Source organism: Plectonema cf. radiosum LEGE 06105 (assembly GCF_015207665.1).
GTDB lineage: Bacteria > Cyanobacteriota > Cyanobacteriia > Cyanobacteriales > Nostocaceae > Rivularia > Rivularia radiosa_A.
Map to the genome: position 1 here is coordinate 41,786 of NZ_JADEWL010000004.1, position 18,556 is coordinate 60,341.

Annotated in this window: 18 protein-coding genes; 10 read left to right on the forward strand and 8 right to left on the reverse strand. The window is 35.5% G+C overall.

Features of this window, described 5'->3' with window-relative positions; translation table 11 throughout:
- Positions 1-75: 75 nt before the first annotated feature.
- Positions 76-1,131, reverse strand: coding sequence for a polysaccharide pyruvyl transferase family protein (locus IQ247_RS01940; RefSeq protein WP_193916497.1), 1,056 nt, complete (start codon positions 1,129-1,131; stop codon positions 76-78).
- A gap of 265 nt (positions 1,132-1,396) precedes the next feature.
- Between IQ247_RS01940 and IQ247_RS01945 the strand changes: the two genes are divergently transcribed.
- Positions 1,397-2,614, forward strand: a complete 1,218-nt coding sequence (locus IQ247_RS01945) for a glycosyltransferase family 4 protein (protein ID WP_193916499.1) — start codon at positions 1,397-1,399, stop codon at positions 2,612-2,614.
- A gap of 174 nt (positions 2,615-2,788) precedes the next feature.
- On the opposite strand, the gene IQ247_RS01950 is transcribed toward IQ247_RS01945, so the two are convergent.
- Positions 2,789-3,094, reverse strand: a complete 306-nt coding sequence (locus IQ247_RS01950) for a hypothetical protein (RefSeq protein WP_193916501.1) — start codon at positions 3,092-3,094, stop codon at positions 2,789-2,791.
- Between the two features lie 557 nt (positions 3,095-3,651).
- On the opposite strand from IQ247_RS01950, the gene IQ247_RS01955 reads away from it, so the two are divergent.
- Positions 3,652-4,068: a VOC family protein gene (locus IQ247_RS01955; RefSeq protein ID WP_193916503.1), complete on the forward strand. Its 417-nt coding sequence runs from the start codon at positions 3,652-3,654 to the stop codon at positions 4,066-4,068.
- Positions 4,069-4,201: 133 nt separating this feature from the next.
- Here the strand turns inward: IQ247_RS01955 and IQ247_RS01960 are convergent, their stop codons facing one another.
- Complete coding sequence (locus IQ247_RS01960; RefSeq protein ID WP_193916617.1) at positions 4,202-5,818, reverse strand: iron uptake porin; 1,617 nt, start codon at positions 5,816-5,818, stop codon at positions 4,202-4,204.
- Positions 5,819-6,362: 544 nt separating this feature from the next.
- Here IQ247_RS01960 and IQ247_RS01965 point away from each other — a divergent pair.
- Positions 6,363-7,865: a hypothetical protein gene (locus IQ247_RS01965; protein WP_193916505.1), complete on the forward strand. Its 1,503-nt coding sequence runs from the start codon at positions 6,363-6,365 to the stop codon at positions 7,863-7,865.
- A gap of 75 nt (positions 7,866-7,940) precedes the next feature.
- On the opposite strand, the gene IQ247_RS01970 is transcribed toward IQ247_RS01965, so the two are convergent.
- The gene (locus IQ247_RS01970) at positions 7,941-8,729 is read right to left on the reverse strand and encodes a hypothetical protein (RefSeq protein ID WP_193916507.1); all 789 of its coding nucleotides are present in this window, start codon (positions 8,727-8,729) and stop codon (positions 7,941-7,943) included.
- A 798-nt stretch (positions 8,730-9,527) separates the two neighbouring features.
- On the opposite strand from IQ247_RS01970, the gene IQ247_RS01975 reads away from it, so the two are divergent.
- The 4 genes from IQ247_RS01975 to IQ247_RS01990 all read left to right on the forward strand — a co-directional run bounded on the left by IQ247_RS01975 (position 9,528) and on the right by IQ247_RS01990 (position 11,096).
- Positions 9,528-9,791, forward strand: a complete 264-nt coding sequence (locus IQ247_RS01975; RefSeq protein ID WP_193916509.1) for a hypothetical protein — start codon at positions 9,528-9,530, stop codon at positions 9,789-9,791.
- 52 nt (positions 9,792-9,843) lie between these two features.
- Positions 9,844-10,107 (forward strand): hypothetical protein, encoded by a 264-nt coding sequence (locus IQ247_RS01980; RefSeq protein WP_193916511.1) that lies wholly within the window; start codon positions 9,844-9,846, stop codon positions 10,105-10,107.
- 52 nt (positions 10,108-10,159) lie between these two features.
- On the forward strand, positions 10,160-10,429 hold the full coding sequence (locus IQ247_RS01985) for a hypothetical protein (protein WP_193916513.1): 270 nt from the start codon (positions 10,160-10,162) through the stop codon (positions 10,427-10,429).
- 127 nt (positions 10,430-10,556) lie between these two features.
- Positions 10,557-11,096, forward strand: coding sequence for a hypothetical protein (locus IQ247_RS01990; protein ID WP_193916515.1), 540 nt, complete (start codon positions 10,557-10,559; stop codon positions 11,094-11,096).
- Between the two features lie 323 nt (positions 11,097-11,419).
- On the opposite strand, the gene IQ247_RS01995 is transcribed toward IQ247_RS01990, so the two are convergent.
- Both IQ247_RS01995 and IQ247_RS02000 read right to left on the reverse strand, forming a co-directional pair.
- Complete coding sequence (locus IQ247_RS01995) at positions 11,420-11,872, reverse strand: PIN domain-containing protein (RefSeq protein WP_193916517.1); 453 nt, start codon at positions 11,870-11,872, stop codon at positions 11,420-11,422.
- A gap of 11 nt (positions 11,873-11,883) precedes the next feature.
- Positions 11,884-12,213, reverse strand: coding sequence for a hypothetical protein (locus IQ247_RS02000; RefSeq protein ID WP_228059404.1), 330 nt, complete (start codon positions 12,211-12,213; stop codon positions 11,884-11,886).
- Positions 12,214-12,407: 194 nt separating this feature from the next.
- Between IQ247_RS02000 and IQ247_RS02005 the strand changes: the two genes are divergently transcribed.
- Positions 12,408-12,722 carry a hypothetical protein gene (locus IQ247_RS02005; RefSeq protein ID WP_193916519.1) on the forward strand — a complete coding sequence of 105 codons (315 nt, stop codon included), beginning with the start codon at positions 12,408-12,410 and terminating at the stop codon, positions 12,720-12,722.
- Positions 12,723-13,215: 493 nt separating this feature from the next.
- Entirely contained in the window at positions 13,216-14,757 is a 1,542-nt protein-coding gene (locus tag IQ247_RS02010) for a GDSL-type esterase/lipase family protein (protein ID WP_193916521.1), read from the forward strand.
- Between the two features lie 82 nt (positions 14,758-14,839).
- Here the strand turns inward: IQ247_RS02010 and sfsA are convergent, their stop codons facing one another.
- Positions 14,840-15,787, reverse strand: coding sequence for a DNA/RNA nuclease SfsA (sfsA, locus tag IQ247_RS02015; protein ID WP_193916523.1), 948 nt, complete (start codon positions 15,785-15,787; stop codon positions 14,840-14,842).
- A gap of 285 nt (positions 15,788-16,072) precedes the next feature.
- Here sfsA and IQ247_RS02020 point away from each other — a divergent pair, with 285 nt between their 5' ends.
- Positions 16,073-17,356 (forward strand): tetratricopeptide repeat protein, encoded by a 1,284-nt coding sequence (locus tag IQ247_RS02020; protein ID WP_322745387.1) that lies wholly within the window; start codon positions 16,073-16,075, stop codon positions 17,354-17,356.
- Between the two features lie 40 nt (positions 17,357-17,396).
- Here IQ247_RS02020 and IQ247_RS02025 read toward each other — a convergent pair whose 3' ends face one another.
- A complete protein-coding gene (locus IQ247_RS02025) occupies positions 17,397-18,551 on the reverse strand; it encodes a radical SAM protein (RefSeq protein WP_193916527.1) in 1,155 nt (384 codons plus the stop codon).
- Positions 18,552-18,556: the final 5 nt, after the last annotated feature.

Consider the following 18,556-nt stretch of genomic DNA (forward strand, 5'->3'; position numbering starts at 1 on the left):
ACGGGAGTTATGAGTTAGTACCACCGGAGTTAGGAGTTATTATACCTTTCACCTTTGACCTTTGACCTTTAACCTTTATCCTTTCTGAAAAACTAACTCCACCCCTATTTTCGCTGTCTTAGACTCATTTAAAATAAATTCAGTAGGCTTTTCATATTCTCTAAATATTTTTTCAATAGTACCTACTTCTATCGGTTCCATAAAATCTAACAATCTTAATTCTGGAAGCACTTCTGATTTATCAATATAATGTTGAATTTTTGTATTAGCACCGCTAATCCCAACACTAGGTACACCAAGAATATCCGCTAATATTATCGAGTGTAAACGGTTGCCGAAATGAAAATCCATTTGACTTAAAATCTCGACAAATTCTGCTGGTTTCTCCCAATTATGCAGTTTATAGTTATCTGAAGGTAAGTATTTTTTAAGTAAATGATGAAATTTATTATCGTTCCTTTCTTCTCCCACATGGGCTGGTAATAAATGGATTACTGAATTATACTTTTTCACAAACTGCATCAACTGTTGTCCGTAAAATTCACCTCTTCCTTCACCCCACCAAAATTTTCCAGAGAAGGAAATATTTTTGATTTCGCTGGATTTATTTTCTTTTATATAAGGTTGATAATAATTTAAATCCAAAAATGCCAAATCACCACCCAAACAACAAGCTTTAACCGGCTTAAGTTTCTGCAAAGCTACTTCGTAAGATTGTTTATCTCTTAAATAGAGTAAATCGGCATTTTTAAAAATCTTGCTTTTCCTATCTTTTTCATCCGAATTCATGGTTTCTAAACCAACACCAAGAAAGCAAAACTTTTTTCCAGTCCATTTGACTAATGACTGTAACCTTAATAAATTAGTTGGTTTATCTTTTATATTTAAAGTTCCACCACCCCACATTAAACAATCACTTTGTAAAATTACAGAAAGTCTTTTCAGTTTAGATAGTTTATTAGCTGCAAAAAAACTAACTTTATCTGTAGTGCGTTCGTAATAATCTTCTTGGCAAAATACAAATATCTGATTAACTTCTTGCTTTTTGGCAAAATAATCAATTAATTGGCGTAAAAATAAATCATCGCCAACATTATGAAATCCGTAATAACCCATCAATAAAATATTCATTTATTTATCCTAAACTAATTGATTAACATTTGATGTACAACAAACATATAGTCGTTTTTTTTATGGTTATAAATATTCCTTAATTATAGTTATAATTCTAAATATTTGGCATTAATCATTTTGAAGGTATATGATAGTATTTGAATTAGCAATAATTAATTATTGTTCGCTGTATTTATTCATAATTAACTGATTTTTCCGGATATTTTTAAATCCAAAATTAAACTTCCTCCAATTATTTCAACTTTAATTATTGGTAATCGCCATGAATATCTTAATGTTATCTTCTACATTTCCTTATCCACCTACTCGCGGTGGTACTCAAGTTAGAACTTTTAATTTACTTAAGTATTTACAACGGAATCACTGTGTAATTTTGGCGACTCAATCCGAACCTGATGTTACTGAAACAGAAATAGCCGGATTGCGGGATTGTGTGGATGAACTAGTCCTTTTTAATCGTCCCCATGACTCTGGTACCACCGGAGGAATACTGAAAAAAATTCAGCGTCTAACTAAATTCGTCAGTGAAGGTATTCCCCCTTCCGTCTTAAATCGCTACTCTGTGGATATGCAAAATTGGATTGATGCTTATGTGGAATCGGGTAAGTGTGATGTTGTGACTAGCGAACACAGTGTTAATGAAATCTACGTGCGTCCCCATTTTCATCACAAGGTACGTACTATAGTCAACGTTCACAGTTCAGTATACGGGACTTGTCTCAATCAATTGCAAAATCGTATATCTGAAAATTCTTTGCGAGATAAAATTAATTTACCATTGCTGCGTCGTTACGAAAAAAACTACTGCGGTAAATTTTCGGCAATTGTAGCGACAACTGAAGAAGATAAAATTCAACTGCGGGAATTTAATTCTAACAGTGAAATTACGGTAATTCCTAACGGTGTAGATTTGGTGATGTTTCCTTATCGGAAAGCAGATCCAGGAGGACACCGTTTAATTTTTATCGGTGCAATGGACAATTTAGCAAATATTGATGCCGTATGCTTTTTCTGTAACGAAGTATTACCGGAAATCCAGAAACTTTACCCCGATACAACTTTTGATATTGTAGGTTCTCGTCCCGTTGCAGAGGTGTTAGCCCTCAAAGATAACCCCGGAGTCAACGTCACGGGAAAAGTCCCTTCAATGGCAGAATACCTGCACAAATCCACCGTCTGTGTAGTGTCGATGCGGACTGGATTCGGAATCAAAAACAAAACCTTAGAAGCAATGGCTGCTGGTATACCCGTCGTCGGTAGCGATCGCGGTTTGGAAGGATTGGCTGTAGACGTTGGCAATGTTGAGTTACGGGCTTTGCGTGCCAATAAACCGCAAGAATATGTCAACGCTATTAGTAAGCTGTTTGAAAATCCGCAATTACGAGCAGAATTATCTAATAATGCGAGAAAATTAGTTGAAACAGAGTTTACCTGGGAAAGCGCAGGGAAACGTTATGAACAAGTTTGTGTTGGAAAGTAATTAATAATGTAGAGACGTAGCAATGCTACGTCTCCAGATATTTAAATTTGTATAGAGAAGTCGGTGAAATAGTATCTTTAAAACATATAAACATCTTTTAAAATACAAAAACACAAAGAGACGTAGCAATAAGCTCGTCTCTACATAAATTGTTTGTTAATAAACAAGATTTGATTACTGACTCAATCCAAACCCAATTCTACTATAAACAGGAATCCTTGTACGTTCAGGTTTCTGAATATTGGTAGTAGAAGAGTCTTCAGGTTGCGATTGGGAAATATTAGTAGCCTTATCTTGATTTAAACTACTAGAATCGCTTAAATTTGATGTTTTAACTGCATCATTTGCAATGGCAGATTGAGAAGATTTTGTAATGTCCTTGTTTGAATTAGCTGCTGTTTGCGCTTGAGATGGAATTGCAACCAAAGCAGAACCAACTGCTAAAAGTAACCCAAGCAGACAAGAAAGATTTTGAGGCATTTTAATCTCTAATTGTTTCTAAAATGTAAGTAAAAATCTTGTTTTAATATCAAAAAAATATTCCAAATCAAGCCATCATTAAATACTATTTTTTGATAAAAAAAACTAGATACAAGACAAGATGAATTTTGATTTTAAAAATGTTTACTGCGCTGTTTTGCAAAAATTAATTAAATGAGAATTCCTCTTCAGTCGATATACGCTATTCATAGATACACTTGAAAAAAAATGATGTTTATAAAATATGCCTTTAACGCAACTACCCAAAATTTACTATTAAACAAGTTATTATTTCAATAGAGAAAATACGGGAATAAACTATTAATTTAATTGTTGTGAGATTATCAATGCTATGGAGTATATTTGACTAACTTAATCATCAACTATATGAATTTTTTGTAATGTATTGGTTTAGGTAGTCTAGTTTAGGTAACAATTTTAGTCGCAAACTGCCCGTTTCAGAAACCTTCAAATACAATAGAGTTATCTGCAACTCAAAACTTTGAATAATAACATTTGACCGCAAAATCTTCATATTATCGGAGATACAAGCTGTAATGATTGATATTGGATTTACTCATATAGCACTACCCGTCACGAATATTGACAAAAGTATCAATTTCTACTCAACTTATGCTGAAATGCAGGTTATTCATCGTCGCATTGATGCAGAAACGGGTGTAATTGTTGCCTGGCTTTCTGACGGTACTCGTCCTTTTGCGATCGTTCTTATTCAAACAGATTCAGTGCATAGTATTCTATCTCCGATAGCACATCTTGGAGTTGGTTGTAAAAGTCGCGAACACATGAATACTCTTTGTGAAAAGGCACAAGAGGAAGGTGTTCTGCTTGAGGAACCAAAAGATTCTGGATATCCAATCGGGTATTGGGCTTTTTTGCAAGATCCAGATGGTCACACACTTGAACTATCCTATGGACAGGAAATAGGATTAACAGTAGAAAATATTCTATGATATCGCTGCCCTTTCTAATTAAGGATAGTTAACAAAGCTAAACTGGGAGAGTATGCTAGCCAGCTATATCACGTCCCAGTGATTAATTATTGTTGACTACTCCCTGTTCCCTTCGTTCCCTGTTCCCTACTCCCTAAAAAGTAAAACTAGTCCGTAAAATACCAATAGTAACTGAGTCGCTATCTTGTGTATGACCGGGTTCTATAATGTGAATAATTCCTGGAGTTAGACTCATATTATCGTTCAATCGCCAACGATAAAAAGCTTCAATATGAGTGGTTGTACCCGGTTGTCCACCTTCGCTTCCATTTCCTCCATTTAAAAGGTTTGGTACATTATTACCTCCAGATAAGTTACTACTAACAATTTTTGGTGGTTGTCCGACATAAATTCCACCTAAATTACCCTTACCAAATAAGTCGGGAAAGTTGAGATAAACCATGTAGTTTGTAGTCTCGACATCTCCCGATTCTCCAGGTATCTGAGAATTAGTATAACCAGCCCAACCACCTAATGTAATTCCTCGCGTAACTTCCCAATTGACGGTAGCACCAACGGCATTTGTTTGCAAAGGACTGGAAGTTCCCGCAAAGCAATTTAAAGCAGTTAAACAGCTATCACCAGCAAAAGTTGATAAAAAACCATTCGGCGAATAATTATTAACATAATATAAACTTACATCTAACGTCTTCGCAGGTGTTAATAATAATTGTGCCGCAGCAGTGGTGTTTCCATCAAATAAACCTCCACGTTGTCCGGGATTTGCGATATCTTTAGCACTATAAATTGCTTGTACACTGGCACTTTTAGCAACTTGCCAATCAAAAGCAATTCCACCATTTTCAAAATCCAAATTCAAAATTGGGTTTCTTTGAGCAAACCATGATAAAGGTCCGTTGGCTGCATCTTCGGCACGGTTGGGACCTCGAAATGCACGTATCATATCAACACCTTTGGTTCCTACCATCATTGCCAATTTTTTACTCAAAAGTTGGTGATAATGTAGGTCGCTTAAAGTCCAATCGTTTCCTGGAGGAGCTTCATAACCAAGTATAAAATCATTACTTAATTTAGGGCTTGTGGAACCATTCGCAGCCAAAAGTCCTGTTACTAAAAAACTACGTGGTGTAAATTGACTGGTCAAATATAGCTGATTAAAGTTAATTATATTAGTATTAGTACTTGGGTCATTAGTATCCTTTACGCCATCTCTAGGAGCAATATCACCGCGATTTGCACCACGTCCTTGAATACCGATAATTGCAATTCCACTGAGTTTGGTGGTTGTGGAAAATTGATTGGCTTCAATCTCAGCAGTACGAGATTCTAATGCATCAACTCGTCCTCTTAATGTCGCTAATTCTGCACCAAATTCTTGTTGTAATCTTTGTAAAGTTGCTAAATCTTCACTCGTAACGATGTTACTTGTTGCTGTCGCAATTAATTCATTGACTCTTTCCAAACAAGCATTTAAACCCGCAGCAAATTCATAACGAGTTAAAGCCCGGTTTCCTCGATAAGTTCCATTTGGATAACCTGCTATACATCCATAACGTTCCACTAATGATTGTAAAGATTGGAACGCCCAATCTGTAGGCTGTACATCGGAAAATTGCGACACCGAATTAACTTGTCCCATGGGATTTTCATCCCCAGATGGCACAAATGGTTGAGAAATCTTGAACTGTTGTGTTTCCATTACTCCTTCTGTAGGTATAGATAAATCTACAGAAACCTGTTCTTCAGACATTGCTTTATCTGGAAATCCGGTAATTCCCGCAGCTAAAAAACAGATAATCAGCGAAATTTTACTGTTGTTCAACTTTCAAAACTCTGTTTATATACAACGGTTGAGCTTATTCAATTTTTTATATTAATGGCATGAGTGATTATACGGAATTTTTATAAAAATAGATTTGAAAACTTTTGGGCAATATTTCTGAAGCAAGTGTATAAAAGAAAAAGCTACTACTGTTACGGTAAATCAAAAGCTTTGCAAAATATTTAATTAATTTGAAAACCTTTTGATTACCCCTATCCCATTCTCTATGAAACCTCTTTCCTCTGCGTTCTCTGTCTTGAAAAGTTGTTCATGGGGGAAACCCCCAAGACCACACTTTTCGCTGCGTCTCTGCGGTTTTTTTTCAGTAATCTTGAGTGCGGAAAACGAGTAATCTCCTAACGCACTAAGAAAAATAACTATCAAACTTACCCACCTAACAATTTTAAATTGAACAAAATGTGGAGTCAATTCAAAATTCCCAATCCCCATCCAAAAGCGAGTCAAGATTAGTATGACAAAAACCTCACCATCATCAAATTATGATAAAAAAACTGGTAAACAGCCTAATACTAAAGTTCGCAAACTCCGTAAAAAAATTAAAAAATCTCAAAAAAATATTCAGGATAAAACTGTCGCTTCTACAGGAATTCGTTCCTATTCAAGTCGTCGTCAGAAAATCGAAAAACACAAAAAAATGGCGACATCAATGTTAGCGATCGCAATTTTATTGGCAAGTGGGGGTTTAGTTATAGCTTTGGGTTGGATTAGTATTTTATTTATATTTAATCCGCAACAAGTAAGTTGGTTAAATGATTTTGTTCCTGGATGGGTAAAAGTTGGTTCCACTCCAGAACAACGTCCGCATACAATAAAGCAAATTCAAAGCGAAATTCAAAAACAAAAACGTATAACTGGAGAAATTATTGCTTTAGAAAGCGATACTGATGAATCTTTTTTATTACCCGTTTTTCGCAAACGCAATAACTGTCATTCTGATTGTCAAAATATAATTGAACTGCGGACTTATCATTTAGCAACAGATTTTGAATGGCGTTCCCCCACTAAAAAATACTATCATTTAACTAGCCAATTTTCCGTTACCGGACCAGAAGAAGATGAAGTCATCGCACCTTTGATAGATGCAAATGTCGAAAAAAATCCAGGTTCGAGCATTCCTCTACCCATAAGTGAAATTGGACGCTTTGACAAAGATGCACCACTACAGGGAATTTGGTATTATTTACGTGGCGATCGCTCTTGGGGTACCAACCAGACAGCTTACGGTTACATCCTTCATTACAATCGCGATCGCCGCAGTCTCCAACAAATGATATCCTGGACAAGTCCCACCGGAGATTTACCTGAATGGGAGCAGGTAACTGGTGATGAAGAGAAGGAATTAGTAGTACGTCAAACAGTGGGTTTAGAACCACGTCTGCGAGTTTATCAAGTTCAACCAAGCGAATACGTCATTAACCCGATTAAACTATCTGAAATCACTCTCAAACCCCCAGGTTTGAACGATGGAGCATACAAAGATGCATTATTAATCGCTCAGAGTGGACTGTGGACACCAGCTGAGCAATGGTTGCAATTTATCCAAAAACAGCAAAAAGGCAAGATATCATCAGCAGCACAAGCACAAATCGATTTAATTCGCTTGCATTCTCAGCTTACCAAAAAATTAGCCGATACCAGTTGGGCAAGTCCTTCCCAACAAGTATTAGCTTACTTAATTGATGGCAGATGGGGAGAAGCTTTAAAAGTATTTGAAGCATCACCGCAAAACACCGTAGAAATCAAAAATTTACTCAAAGTCGATACAGGAAGATTAGAAAATCGTATTGATGCAGCATTACAAGTAAATCCTAATCGTTCGGAAGTACAAGCTTGGAAAGCTTTAATTATCGCATCTCAAAAAAGTACAAACCAAGCTGATAACTGGCTCAATACACAATCTAAAATTTCTCAAGATTCATTAACTTATATTAAAAAGCTTTTAACGAAAATTTAATTCAAGTAAGTTTATGCATCCTCAAATGCTCCAATCGCTAAGGTTTTCCTAAACGCAGTTGTCAAACCATAATATCTAAATTATTGCAGCTCTTGACACATCCAATGATAATTGACCTTCTGTAAATACATTGAAAAAGTCGTCGAAGCTAGACGTATCAATTTCGACGGTTTTTTCAACAGTTCCAAACCAGATACCATCACCGTATTCAACATCGACTAATTCATATCCTTCACCCCATCTTTGATTAATACCTTGTGTAAGTTCATCAAAACTGCTTGTGGTGTTATAACCACTGGTAATAGTAGAATCCTTTTGAAAAACTCCAAACCAGATACCATCACCATATTCGACATCAACTAAGTCATATCCTTGATTCCATTGTTGTTGAATTTTTTCTTGAAATTCACTAATAGTGGTTGCGGTAACATAATCACCAGTACCAGGAACATCTCGGAAAACTCCAAACCAAATACCATCACCGTATTCAACATCAACTAAGTCATATCCTTTATTCCATAGTTCTGAAATATCTTCTGTAAGTTCGGTAAGACTAGTTGATTTGCTATAAGTATTAGCACCAAAATCTTCTTGAAAAGTTCCAAACCAAATACCATCACCGTATTCAACATCAACTAAGCGATATCCTCCTTGTGTCCATTGTTCTTGAACTGTTTGTGTTAGTTGATCAATACTAGCTGCGGCAATATAACCACTATTATTAGGTATATCTTGATAAACTCCAACCCAAGTACCATCACCGTATGCAACATCAATCAAGTCATATCCTTGAGTCAAATGTGCTGTAATATTTTCTTGCAATTCTAAAAGATTTTCACCAGTAGTGTAAGCGTTATTAGACATAATTCTTTTCCTGGGATAAATATTTTTGCTTTTCGACGTTATAAGTAGGTTTACAGATTATAGTAAAGCCTTTTACAACTAAAAAGTATTATATAAAGTCTTCCATAATCGGGATATGTTTTTTTCGGAAATGATTTATGCCTTAATAGGAAAAAATATGTATATTCACTTAGAAATACTGATTTTTATGTAAGTTAATGTACTGACATATATATATAGTTTTGCCTATAAATAATTGTTTTATTAGAAATAAGTACCTACGCAAAATTAATTGTGTATTGTCCGAAGCGTTAGCTTCGCTATACTGCGTAAACGCGCAGCTTCTCCCGGAGGGTGCGGTTCATCGCAAGGTTCTCAATTCTTCGGAATGTCTAATTAATTTTGCATGACTACTTAACTTATGGAATAAAAAGTCATATTTTTAATCAAAAATAATTTCATGAAGTATTGTATATTTTAATTTGAAATTGAAAGTTTTTCTGAATTCACATCTTGCACCAGTTGCAATAATTGCTAAGAGTAGCCTCCAAACACTAGTTCCACCAGAATATAGAGCCTCCGACTCTTGTATTTATAATAGACATCTGGTGGAAATTAATTATGCGTCATCCAGAAACCTTGTAGAGACGCGAAATTTCGCGTCTCTACATTCTTTTTCGGAGATGTCTAATGAAAATCTAGAATTTATAACTGCATAAGTTGATTCTTTCAAATTCTATAACTAATCAGAAAGGGTGGAACAGACCACAACTTCTAATTACAGCAACTAATTAATTACCATTTTGGAGTACAAAAACTATGACTTACACACAAAATCATGCCAATCAAAACTACTGTGAATGCGAGTTCACCATTCCGGTTAAATTGAATGTTCCCATTACGATCAATACGACGGTTTACATCAATCCAGTACCTATTACTAAGCAGATATTGCCTGTTGTAATTGAACCCGACTTGCTGTTAGAACCGGGAGTCAGAGCCAAAGCACCTGCGTGCTATCCCCAATTTGAGCATCAGCCACAACTACCATATCAAAGCCAAGAAGCCTTGCCATGCAACTAATAGATAATAACATCCCACAACTAATTAATTACCATTTTGGAGTACAAAAACCATGACTTACACACAAAATCATGCCAACAAAAACTACTGTGAATGCGAGTTCACCATTCCGGTTAAATTGAATGTTCCCATTACGATCAATACGACGGTTTACATCAATCCAGTACCTATTACTAAGCAGATATTGCCTGTTGTAATTGAACCCGACTTGCTGTTAGAACCGGGAGTCAGAGCCAAAGCACCTGCGTGCTATCCCCAATTTGAGCATCAGCCACAACTACCATATCAAAGCCAAGAAGCCTTGCCATGCAACTAATAGATAATAACATCCCACAACTAATTAATTACCATTTTGGAGTACAAAAACCATGACTTACACACAAAATCATGCCAACAAAAACTACTGTGAATGCGAGTTCACCATTCCGGTTAAATTGAATGTTCCCATTACGATCAATACGACGGTTTACATCAATCCAGTACCTATTAATAAGCAGATATTGCCTGTTGTAATTGAACCCGACTTGCTGTTAGAACCGGGAGTCAGAGCCAAAGCACCTGTGTGCTATCCCCAAAATGGCTGTGAGAATAATAGTTCAGACAACGAAAATGTCATGCAATCAGTAGAAATTAAATAGTAAATAGTTTGTCGTTTCTTCCTAGATTGTTCTTGGCTCAACATTCACACTATCAAAAACGAGGATGGTGTGAATTATTTCCATCAAATCTATAGAATTTATCGTTCAAAATCAAGGAATAATTATTATGTCTACCATCCCCGAATCAAATTATCAATTAGAAGGCAAGAAGATGTTTGTATCTTTGATTTTAAAAGTCCCTTTACAATTTGAAATAGAATTACGAGGAATGGAAGATGCAAAACTTAGTCAGTTCAACCAGGAAGAAGATTTAAATTCAGCTATAAATAAAAATTCAAATTTAATTAATAACGAAATAAATCAAGCTGAAATTAATCAAAAATCCCAGGTTTTATCAAATTTGCTAGTTACTCAGATATTAGATAGCCATAATCATATTTTATCCCACATAAACGAATCTGAATTACCATCAGATAATCCAGACAATAGCGAAATTAAATTAGAAATATTGCCGAAAAAAAATAGTTTAAATACACCATTCAATAGTGAAGATAAATCAGAAAGCAATGAACAAGCTATATCTACTACTAATAAAAAAAGAAAACTACGTTTAGGTGACTCATTAAATGATAGTTTAAGCTTAGTAGTAAATATTGTCGGAGCGATGTTATTTTTGGGTAAATTATCTAACTATAGTTGGGAGTAAAAGGGTGCTTACTCGCGCAGCTTCATATGTAGACCCTTTATTATTAGCAGAATCACTGTTAATTGTTGTTAGCAGTCCCCCTCTAACTTTATTTCATAATTAGGAGTCTAAGCCTGGGACTGTAAGTCCCAGTCTAAAAGCAAAAGTCCATTAAAATGGACTGAGAATCTTATGCGTTTTCGGGTTTTTAACACAATACGGTTCAGTTAAGGAGAATTGTAGGTTGGGTTGAACGATAGTATTCACTGCTAGGTGTGCCTTTGGCACAATAGAGTCGTTTGCAAAAAAGAACTTCTCATGAAATCTTAAAAGGATGTTTCACCTCAAATTTCCCGCCATTCTCGCGCATCAACAAACAACGACAAATGACCAACATTTGTAGTCACTATCTGAACTTCATTTCCCTTAATCTCTTCTAATTTAGCTTGTGCAGCAAGAATTACATCTCCGTCAAGTGCTTTAGAATCTGCTGTTGGTTTACCCGCACGTCTTGCTTCTGCCCATAATTGAGCGGCTAAAAGCATCACTTCTGTATTAATAGAAAGATAACTAACAGCAGCTTTCAACTGGTTGAGACGTTTAATTCCCTTTGATTTACCAGCCCTTAACAACTCACGTCGCACTTCATAATCGGTAATTTCTGGTAAGACAATTTCATAACCTCTGACTGGTAAATTATCTAACCAGAGCTTACATTCTTGACACTCCACAGAACTTGCTTTAGGATTCGTCACCATTCCCAACGGACCGCTATCTAATATAATTAACTTACTCATATAGCGGTCAATTATCGATTTTCATCAAGTTTCTGCTTTAAATATTCCCAAGTTTCAGTTTGTTCTATTTCATCACCTTCTTGTATCCACTCCTGTGTTAATTCACTTAATGCAATATGCTGTTGTATGAGTCGATGATTTTCTTCTTTGGAAATATCAGGTAATTGACTATTTTTGGTGACACTTTCGCGAAATAGTCGCATAATTTGCAGTAAATTAGACCAATATTCTCTAGGTGTTGTTTGAATTTCTTCTAGTAATTCTACTATCGATGTTTCTGTAACATTATGATTATGTTTATGTTCTGACTCGCTTTCCATTAAACTTTTCTCTGTAGTCATAATTACTGATTAGATAAATTGCGTACAGTATTAATAATATTCTAAATCAATTATTTAATTTGTTTTTTGTAGGCTGCTGTTAGGGACAGCGTAACGCACCATCTTATCAAGGTATAATTTACTTACCAACTAACTCAAAAATTCAATGAAAAGTCTACCCAAACAATGGGCGGATATTCAAGCCGACGAAATCTATGAGACAACAGACAACTAATGGATTAATTAAAGAACACTTGGAATTGTGCGATTATAAAGTACGTGGTTACTGGGATGAAAGAGATAATTACTATGAGCAAATAGTTTTACCACGTAACTTAGAAACAGAGCTAGTTACTAGTTCAATCGGAGTGAACCGTCAAAAACGATTTATTCAACTAAAATTTGTTCTTCAAGCTGAAAATAATAATCAAGTTAGGATAGGTGAACTAACTCTAATTTATAATCAAAACATGGAATTTATAGATGAAAGTTGGTCTTTAGATACCGATTTTTTAGAAACTTTTAAATAATTTTAGGAATGGCCGCAACTGGCACATTTTAAACATAGAATTAGTTAGTCACAATATGCGGGTGGTGCGTGACGCTACAAGTCTTATAGAACCGTTCAAATTTAATCGTAGCCTCACACACCCTACAGCTACTCCCTTCCCGGCTTTATGATTACCGATTAAAAAAAACCGCAGAGACAAGGCAGTGCGTTGCGGAGGCTCCCTCCGTTGTAGCAACTGCCGCGCAGAGAGCGCAGAGGAAAGAAATAAAAAGAGATAGGTAATTATAGAGCGGGAAGGGAGTAGTTGCGGCCATTCCTTACCATAAGAATTAACCGTTCCGCCATCACATATCCTACAATCTGTATTAATTGCTAACAATTAATTCTTTTTTGCTAAAATTTACTACAAAATTATAATTAACCGCATTTTGATGTTTTTTTCGGATTAAATGACTCTATTTTCCCTAATTTTGCTTTTATTGACGAAAAAGAGACAAAATTTCGAGGAAAATATGAATTCAATTCGTATTGAAGCAGAAAATTATAAATATGGTATCGATAACACATTGGGTAATAGCGGTGGAGAATACCGCTTTGATGATGTTGATATTGCATACAGTAACGATGTTGATGGTGGTTATTCCCTTGGTTGGATTGAGCCAGGGGAATGGTTAACTTATGATGTTACTGTTCCGATATCGGGAGTTTATAAATTAGTGTCCCGTGTCGCTTCTGCTGTGGATGAAAATCATAATTTTCAAGCAACTATTGCAGGAAAACAAGAGAATTTTAATTTTGGTAATACTGGTGGTTGGTGGAATTGGCAAGATGTCGCTTCTAACACTTTCTCTCTGGATGCAGGTAGTTATGAAATGCGTTTGGATATGTTCTCCAGTTCTTTTAATCTTAATTACTTGGAGCTAGTTCCCATTTCTACAGTTAATAATAATAATTTGATTGATGGTGGTACGGGTAATAGTTCTTTTTCCGGCAGTAACGGCATAGATACTATTACTTATGATGCAGCAAATTCTGGTATTTTTGCAGACTTAAATACTGGTAAAGTAACTCACAAATTTACCACTAATTCTGCACAACCGCTCAAAATTATGCCTTTGGGTGATTCTAATACAGAAGGTTGGGGAAGTTGGGATTTAGGTGCTTACCGCGATGATTTATGGCAATCATTTATTAATAATAATTTAAATGTAGATTTTGTGGGACCTCATGCAACAGGTACCGAAGGTTTTGATCGCGATAATGCTGGATTTAGTGGGTGGAGAATAGGTGACATTACGAACGCTGTGGATGGTTGGTTAAATGATGCTCAACCTGATGTAGTACTGTTGATGATTGGTACTAATGACATACTCCGAGAGGACGATATGAGTACTGCACCCAGTCGTCTTAATAATTTGATTGACAAAATTACTTATCAATTACCAAATACTCAACTTTTAGTAAGTTCGATTCCACCAATTAGTAGAACAGAAGAACAACAGCAGCAGGTAATAACATTTAATTCTCACATACCGGGTATTGCTGATAGTAAACCAGCATTTGGTAAAGATGTAACTTTTGTCGATATTTTTAGCGGGTTAACATCTAATGATTTACAGGATGGAGTTCATCTGACTGTAGAAGGTTACAACAAAGTTGCTGATATTTGGTACGACGCAATTATTAATAAAAATACTCCTGAAGATAGTCTGAGCAACATAGAAAATATCATCGGTTCTCGTTACGATGATGTAATTATAGGTAACGATGGTGCTAATACTATTAAAGGTGGTTTTGGTAACGATACATTAACCGGCGGTGGTGGTAGTGATAACTTTGTTTTAGCATCGAGGGAAGGAATTGATACTATTACGGATTTTGTAATAGGTGAAGATTATTTAGTATTATCTAGTGGTTTAAATTTGCAGGATATTACTGCTAATCAAGGTATAGGTAATAATCTCAACGACACTTGGATTAGTCATAAAGGTGAAACTTTAGCTTTATTAACTGGAATCGAAGCGGGTAGTGTTTCTTTTTTGGATTTTGCGTAGAGGGAAGAGAGTTAGGAGTTGTTGTAGAGACGTAGCACTGCTACGTCTGTACGGGAGTTAGTACCACCGGAGTTAGGAGTTATTAAATTTGCAATTCTGCTAATCCCAAATACTTAACACCTACGGGTGTGGTTTCAAAGCGACAGGGTAATACTTCTAAACCCATAGATAAAGCTTGTCGTAATAATTTACCATATATGGGGTCGGCATTATCTCCGGGTGCAAAATGAGTGCAATCGCTACGGTTAATAAAGTAAAGCATGACTCCACGATTTTGAGGTAAAATTGCCATTAATTCTCGTAGGTGCTTTTGTCCTCTTGTTGTTTCTGTATCGGGAAATAAGGCTAATCTTTTATCCGTCCAAGTTGTATTTTTGACTTCTAAATATATTGGACGATTATCTTTCATTAATAATGACTTGTTTTTTATTTCTACATAATTACTTTTATTCCCGTCTAAAATGACTAATCTCTCTTTAGCTCTTTCCTCTGCGTTCTCAGCGCGGCAGTTGCTATAACGGAGGGAACCTCCGCAACGCACTGCCTTGTCTCTGCGGTTTTTATTCCAGCAATCTTCTAGCGGGAAGGGAGTAGTATCGAGTTGATTTGATAAATTAATGGCTTTTTCTTCAGAAAGTAAACAGAAATCTACCCGACTTTTTCTATCTTGTCCGTAAACAACTTCGCTTTTCACTTCGTCGTATCTTCCTAATTCTGGAAAGATATATTTTTGTAGCGCTAATTTAATAATTTTATTTGGTAAACCTGTATTAACTCCTACCCAAGTTGGTTCGTTATCATGTAACTGAATCATTTCCCAAGTGTAGGCTAATTTACGTTTGGGATTATCAGTTTTTGATAATTGTACAGGATTTCCAGGAATATATACTCCTTTCATAGGTCCCGTATTTGGACAGTGTGCTGTAACAATTTCCCCAGAAGTAAGTTGTACATCTGCAAAAAATCGTTTGTAGCGTTTTAGTAATATTCCTGGATATAAAGTTGGGTAGTGGTAGATGAAATCGGACATAGCAATTTTGGATTTTAGATTTTAGATTTTAGATTGAAATATTTAACTAACTAACTAACTAACTAACTAACTAACTAACTAATTAATAGTTGTTGGGAGTTATAATTATAAAAATAAATTATCCATTCCCCACCACGGATTAAAAAGGATTTCACGGATTTCACGGATTTAATTACCCATTCCCAATTACCAATTACCAATTACCCATTCCCAATTACCAATTACCAATTACCCATTCATAATTCTTCAGTTAGGATAAGTATCTATAATTATTCAGTAAGTTAAGTGTTAACTGTAATGGGACAAGAATTTTTCGAGCAAGGATTGATTAAGGTACGCTCTAAGGATTATGCTGGCGCTATTGAGGATTTTACTCGTGCGCTAGAAGTCAATCCGGAGTTTGTTGAGGCTTACTATCAACGAGGTTTAGCATACTACGATTTGGGACATATTCCCCAAGCTGTTTTCGATTACGATCAAGTTTTGCAACGAAATCCTTATAGTGTAGAAGCATATTATTGTCGCGCTTTAGCAAGGTTAGCGTTGAAAAATTTACCCGGTGCATTGAAGGATGTCGATCGCGCTATTGAACTTAATTCATGCAAAGCTGCTGCTTATAATCTTAAGGGAGTGATAGAGCGGAAATTGGGAAATATTCAAAGCGCGATCGCAAGTTTTAAAAAAGCGGCTGAGTTATATTTGGAGCAGAAGGATACTGAAAATGCAAAGCTGGTTTTGGAGAAGTTAAAGCAGCTAAAACCCCCTCAACAAACGTTTGTGGTAGAAAAGCCACAATTACCAACTAGAGAAATAATATCTGAGCAAGATTATTTTAACGCTTTGTTGGAGAAAGCAGAACGAGGTAATACCCAAGAAGCGATGGAAGATTTAAATTGGGTTTTACGAGCAGATTCTCAGGATGGAAAAGCTTATTGCTGTCGTGGAGTTGTATATTGTAAGCAAGGAAAATATCGAGAAGCAATTGCAGATTTTAATACCGCGTTACAGTTGAATTTTGACGCTGCTGTGGTTTATCGTAACCGGGGTAAAGCACGTTTACAATTGGGGGATAATCAAGGGGCAATAGCTGATTTTAATCAAGCTTTAAAAATGCAGCCTGATGATGATTTAATTTATGTTGCTAGAGGCAATGCTTATCAAGCTATTGGTCATTATTTGGGTGCAATTGAAGATTATAACAAAGCTTTGGAAATCAATTCTCATAGTGCGACAGCTTTCTATAATCGGGGTTTATGTTATGTTCGCATGGAAGAAATTCCCCAAGCCATTACTGATTTTCAAAGAGCAGCAAGTATATATTGTGAAAAGCAAGATTGGGATAATTATCAACAAGTTTTAGATAACTTGAGAAAGATACATTCTCCTGCTCCTGTTAATCAAAAAAACGACTATGAAAAGTTACGTTATCGGTTGTTACGATTAGTCGGTGGGCAATGGGAAATTGCTCAAAGATTAATCGAACAAGCAAAGTTTTATTATCCAGGAATGTCTGAGGAATGGTATATCGAAACAGTTATTCACGATTTAGAAAGAGACTTTGGTAAATAAGATAAATCAATTTTCCCTATTTCCTTTTTCCTGTTCCCTATTAAACTAATGTAACTTTAGCAGTTACGGGATTTGATAAGTAACTGTAAGATTTTAACAGCAATTGAGCAGCATCGATTGCTTCAATTTCCCTAATCATAAATTCAATCATCGGTTTTGCGATCGCGCAAATTAATTCCCCAGTTTTACTATAAGTTCTTTCGCTGGGACAAGCTTCTGCAATTGGTAATTGATTACAAGTTAAATCAAAGGGACATTGACGACAAGTTAAAGTGCGTTGTGTTCTAATATGACAAACTTGTTGGTATTGTGAAGAAGTAAATATTTCTGTTAGGGACTGTTGAAAAACATTTCCCATCAAACCTTCGGGAAGATAAGCTTCACCATCATTATAAATATCTCCATTAATGTTAATAATCAAAGCCCATTCTCTTTTAGCTGGATTATATTCGGCAATTTTTTGGTTTGATAAATACCTCGATGCAGCGGTAAAGTAATCGTAAAGAGGATAAATTTTGATTCTTCCTGAAGCAAACTGTTTTTTAGCAACTTGTTGATATACTTGGATAATTTCTTGAGGTGAAAGAGCAAGATTTTTCACTCTTTCATCTGTTTCTGAATCAAGACTAAAAATTGGTAAAATACGATAATCTACACCCAATTGATTGTAAAAATCAAAAGTTTGTAATGCATTCTGATAATTTTGACGATGTAAAACGGTAATTGCACCAAAGGGAATTTCATTATCAATTAGTTTCTGAATATTTGGTAATACTCTATCTTGACTATCTTTTCCTTTTATGTCTACTCTTTGATGACCAAAAACATCAAAAGAAATACCTAAATGAAGATTAAGTTCTTTGAGTAAATCAATAGTACGTTGAGGTAAATGAACTAAATTAGTTTGTACCGAATTGGAATATTCAATTCCTCTAGAAGCCAGATATTTTTCCTGAATTTGTACAAAACTACGTAGATAATCTGGAGGTAATAATAGTGGTTCGCCTCCATGTAAAATAAAATGAGGTTTAAACTCGTCTGGGTTGGGTTGAGAATGAATATATTCTGCTAAACCTCGGAAAAAAAATTCTAAGTTATCCAAGGACATTCTTTCTTTATTCGCAAGCTCTGCATATTCATAACAGTAATTACAGCGTAAATTACAAAGCTTGCTTAATTTAATAATAAAGTGCATAGTTC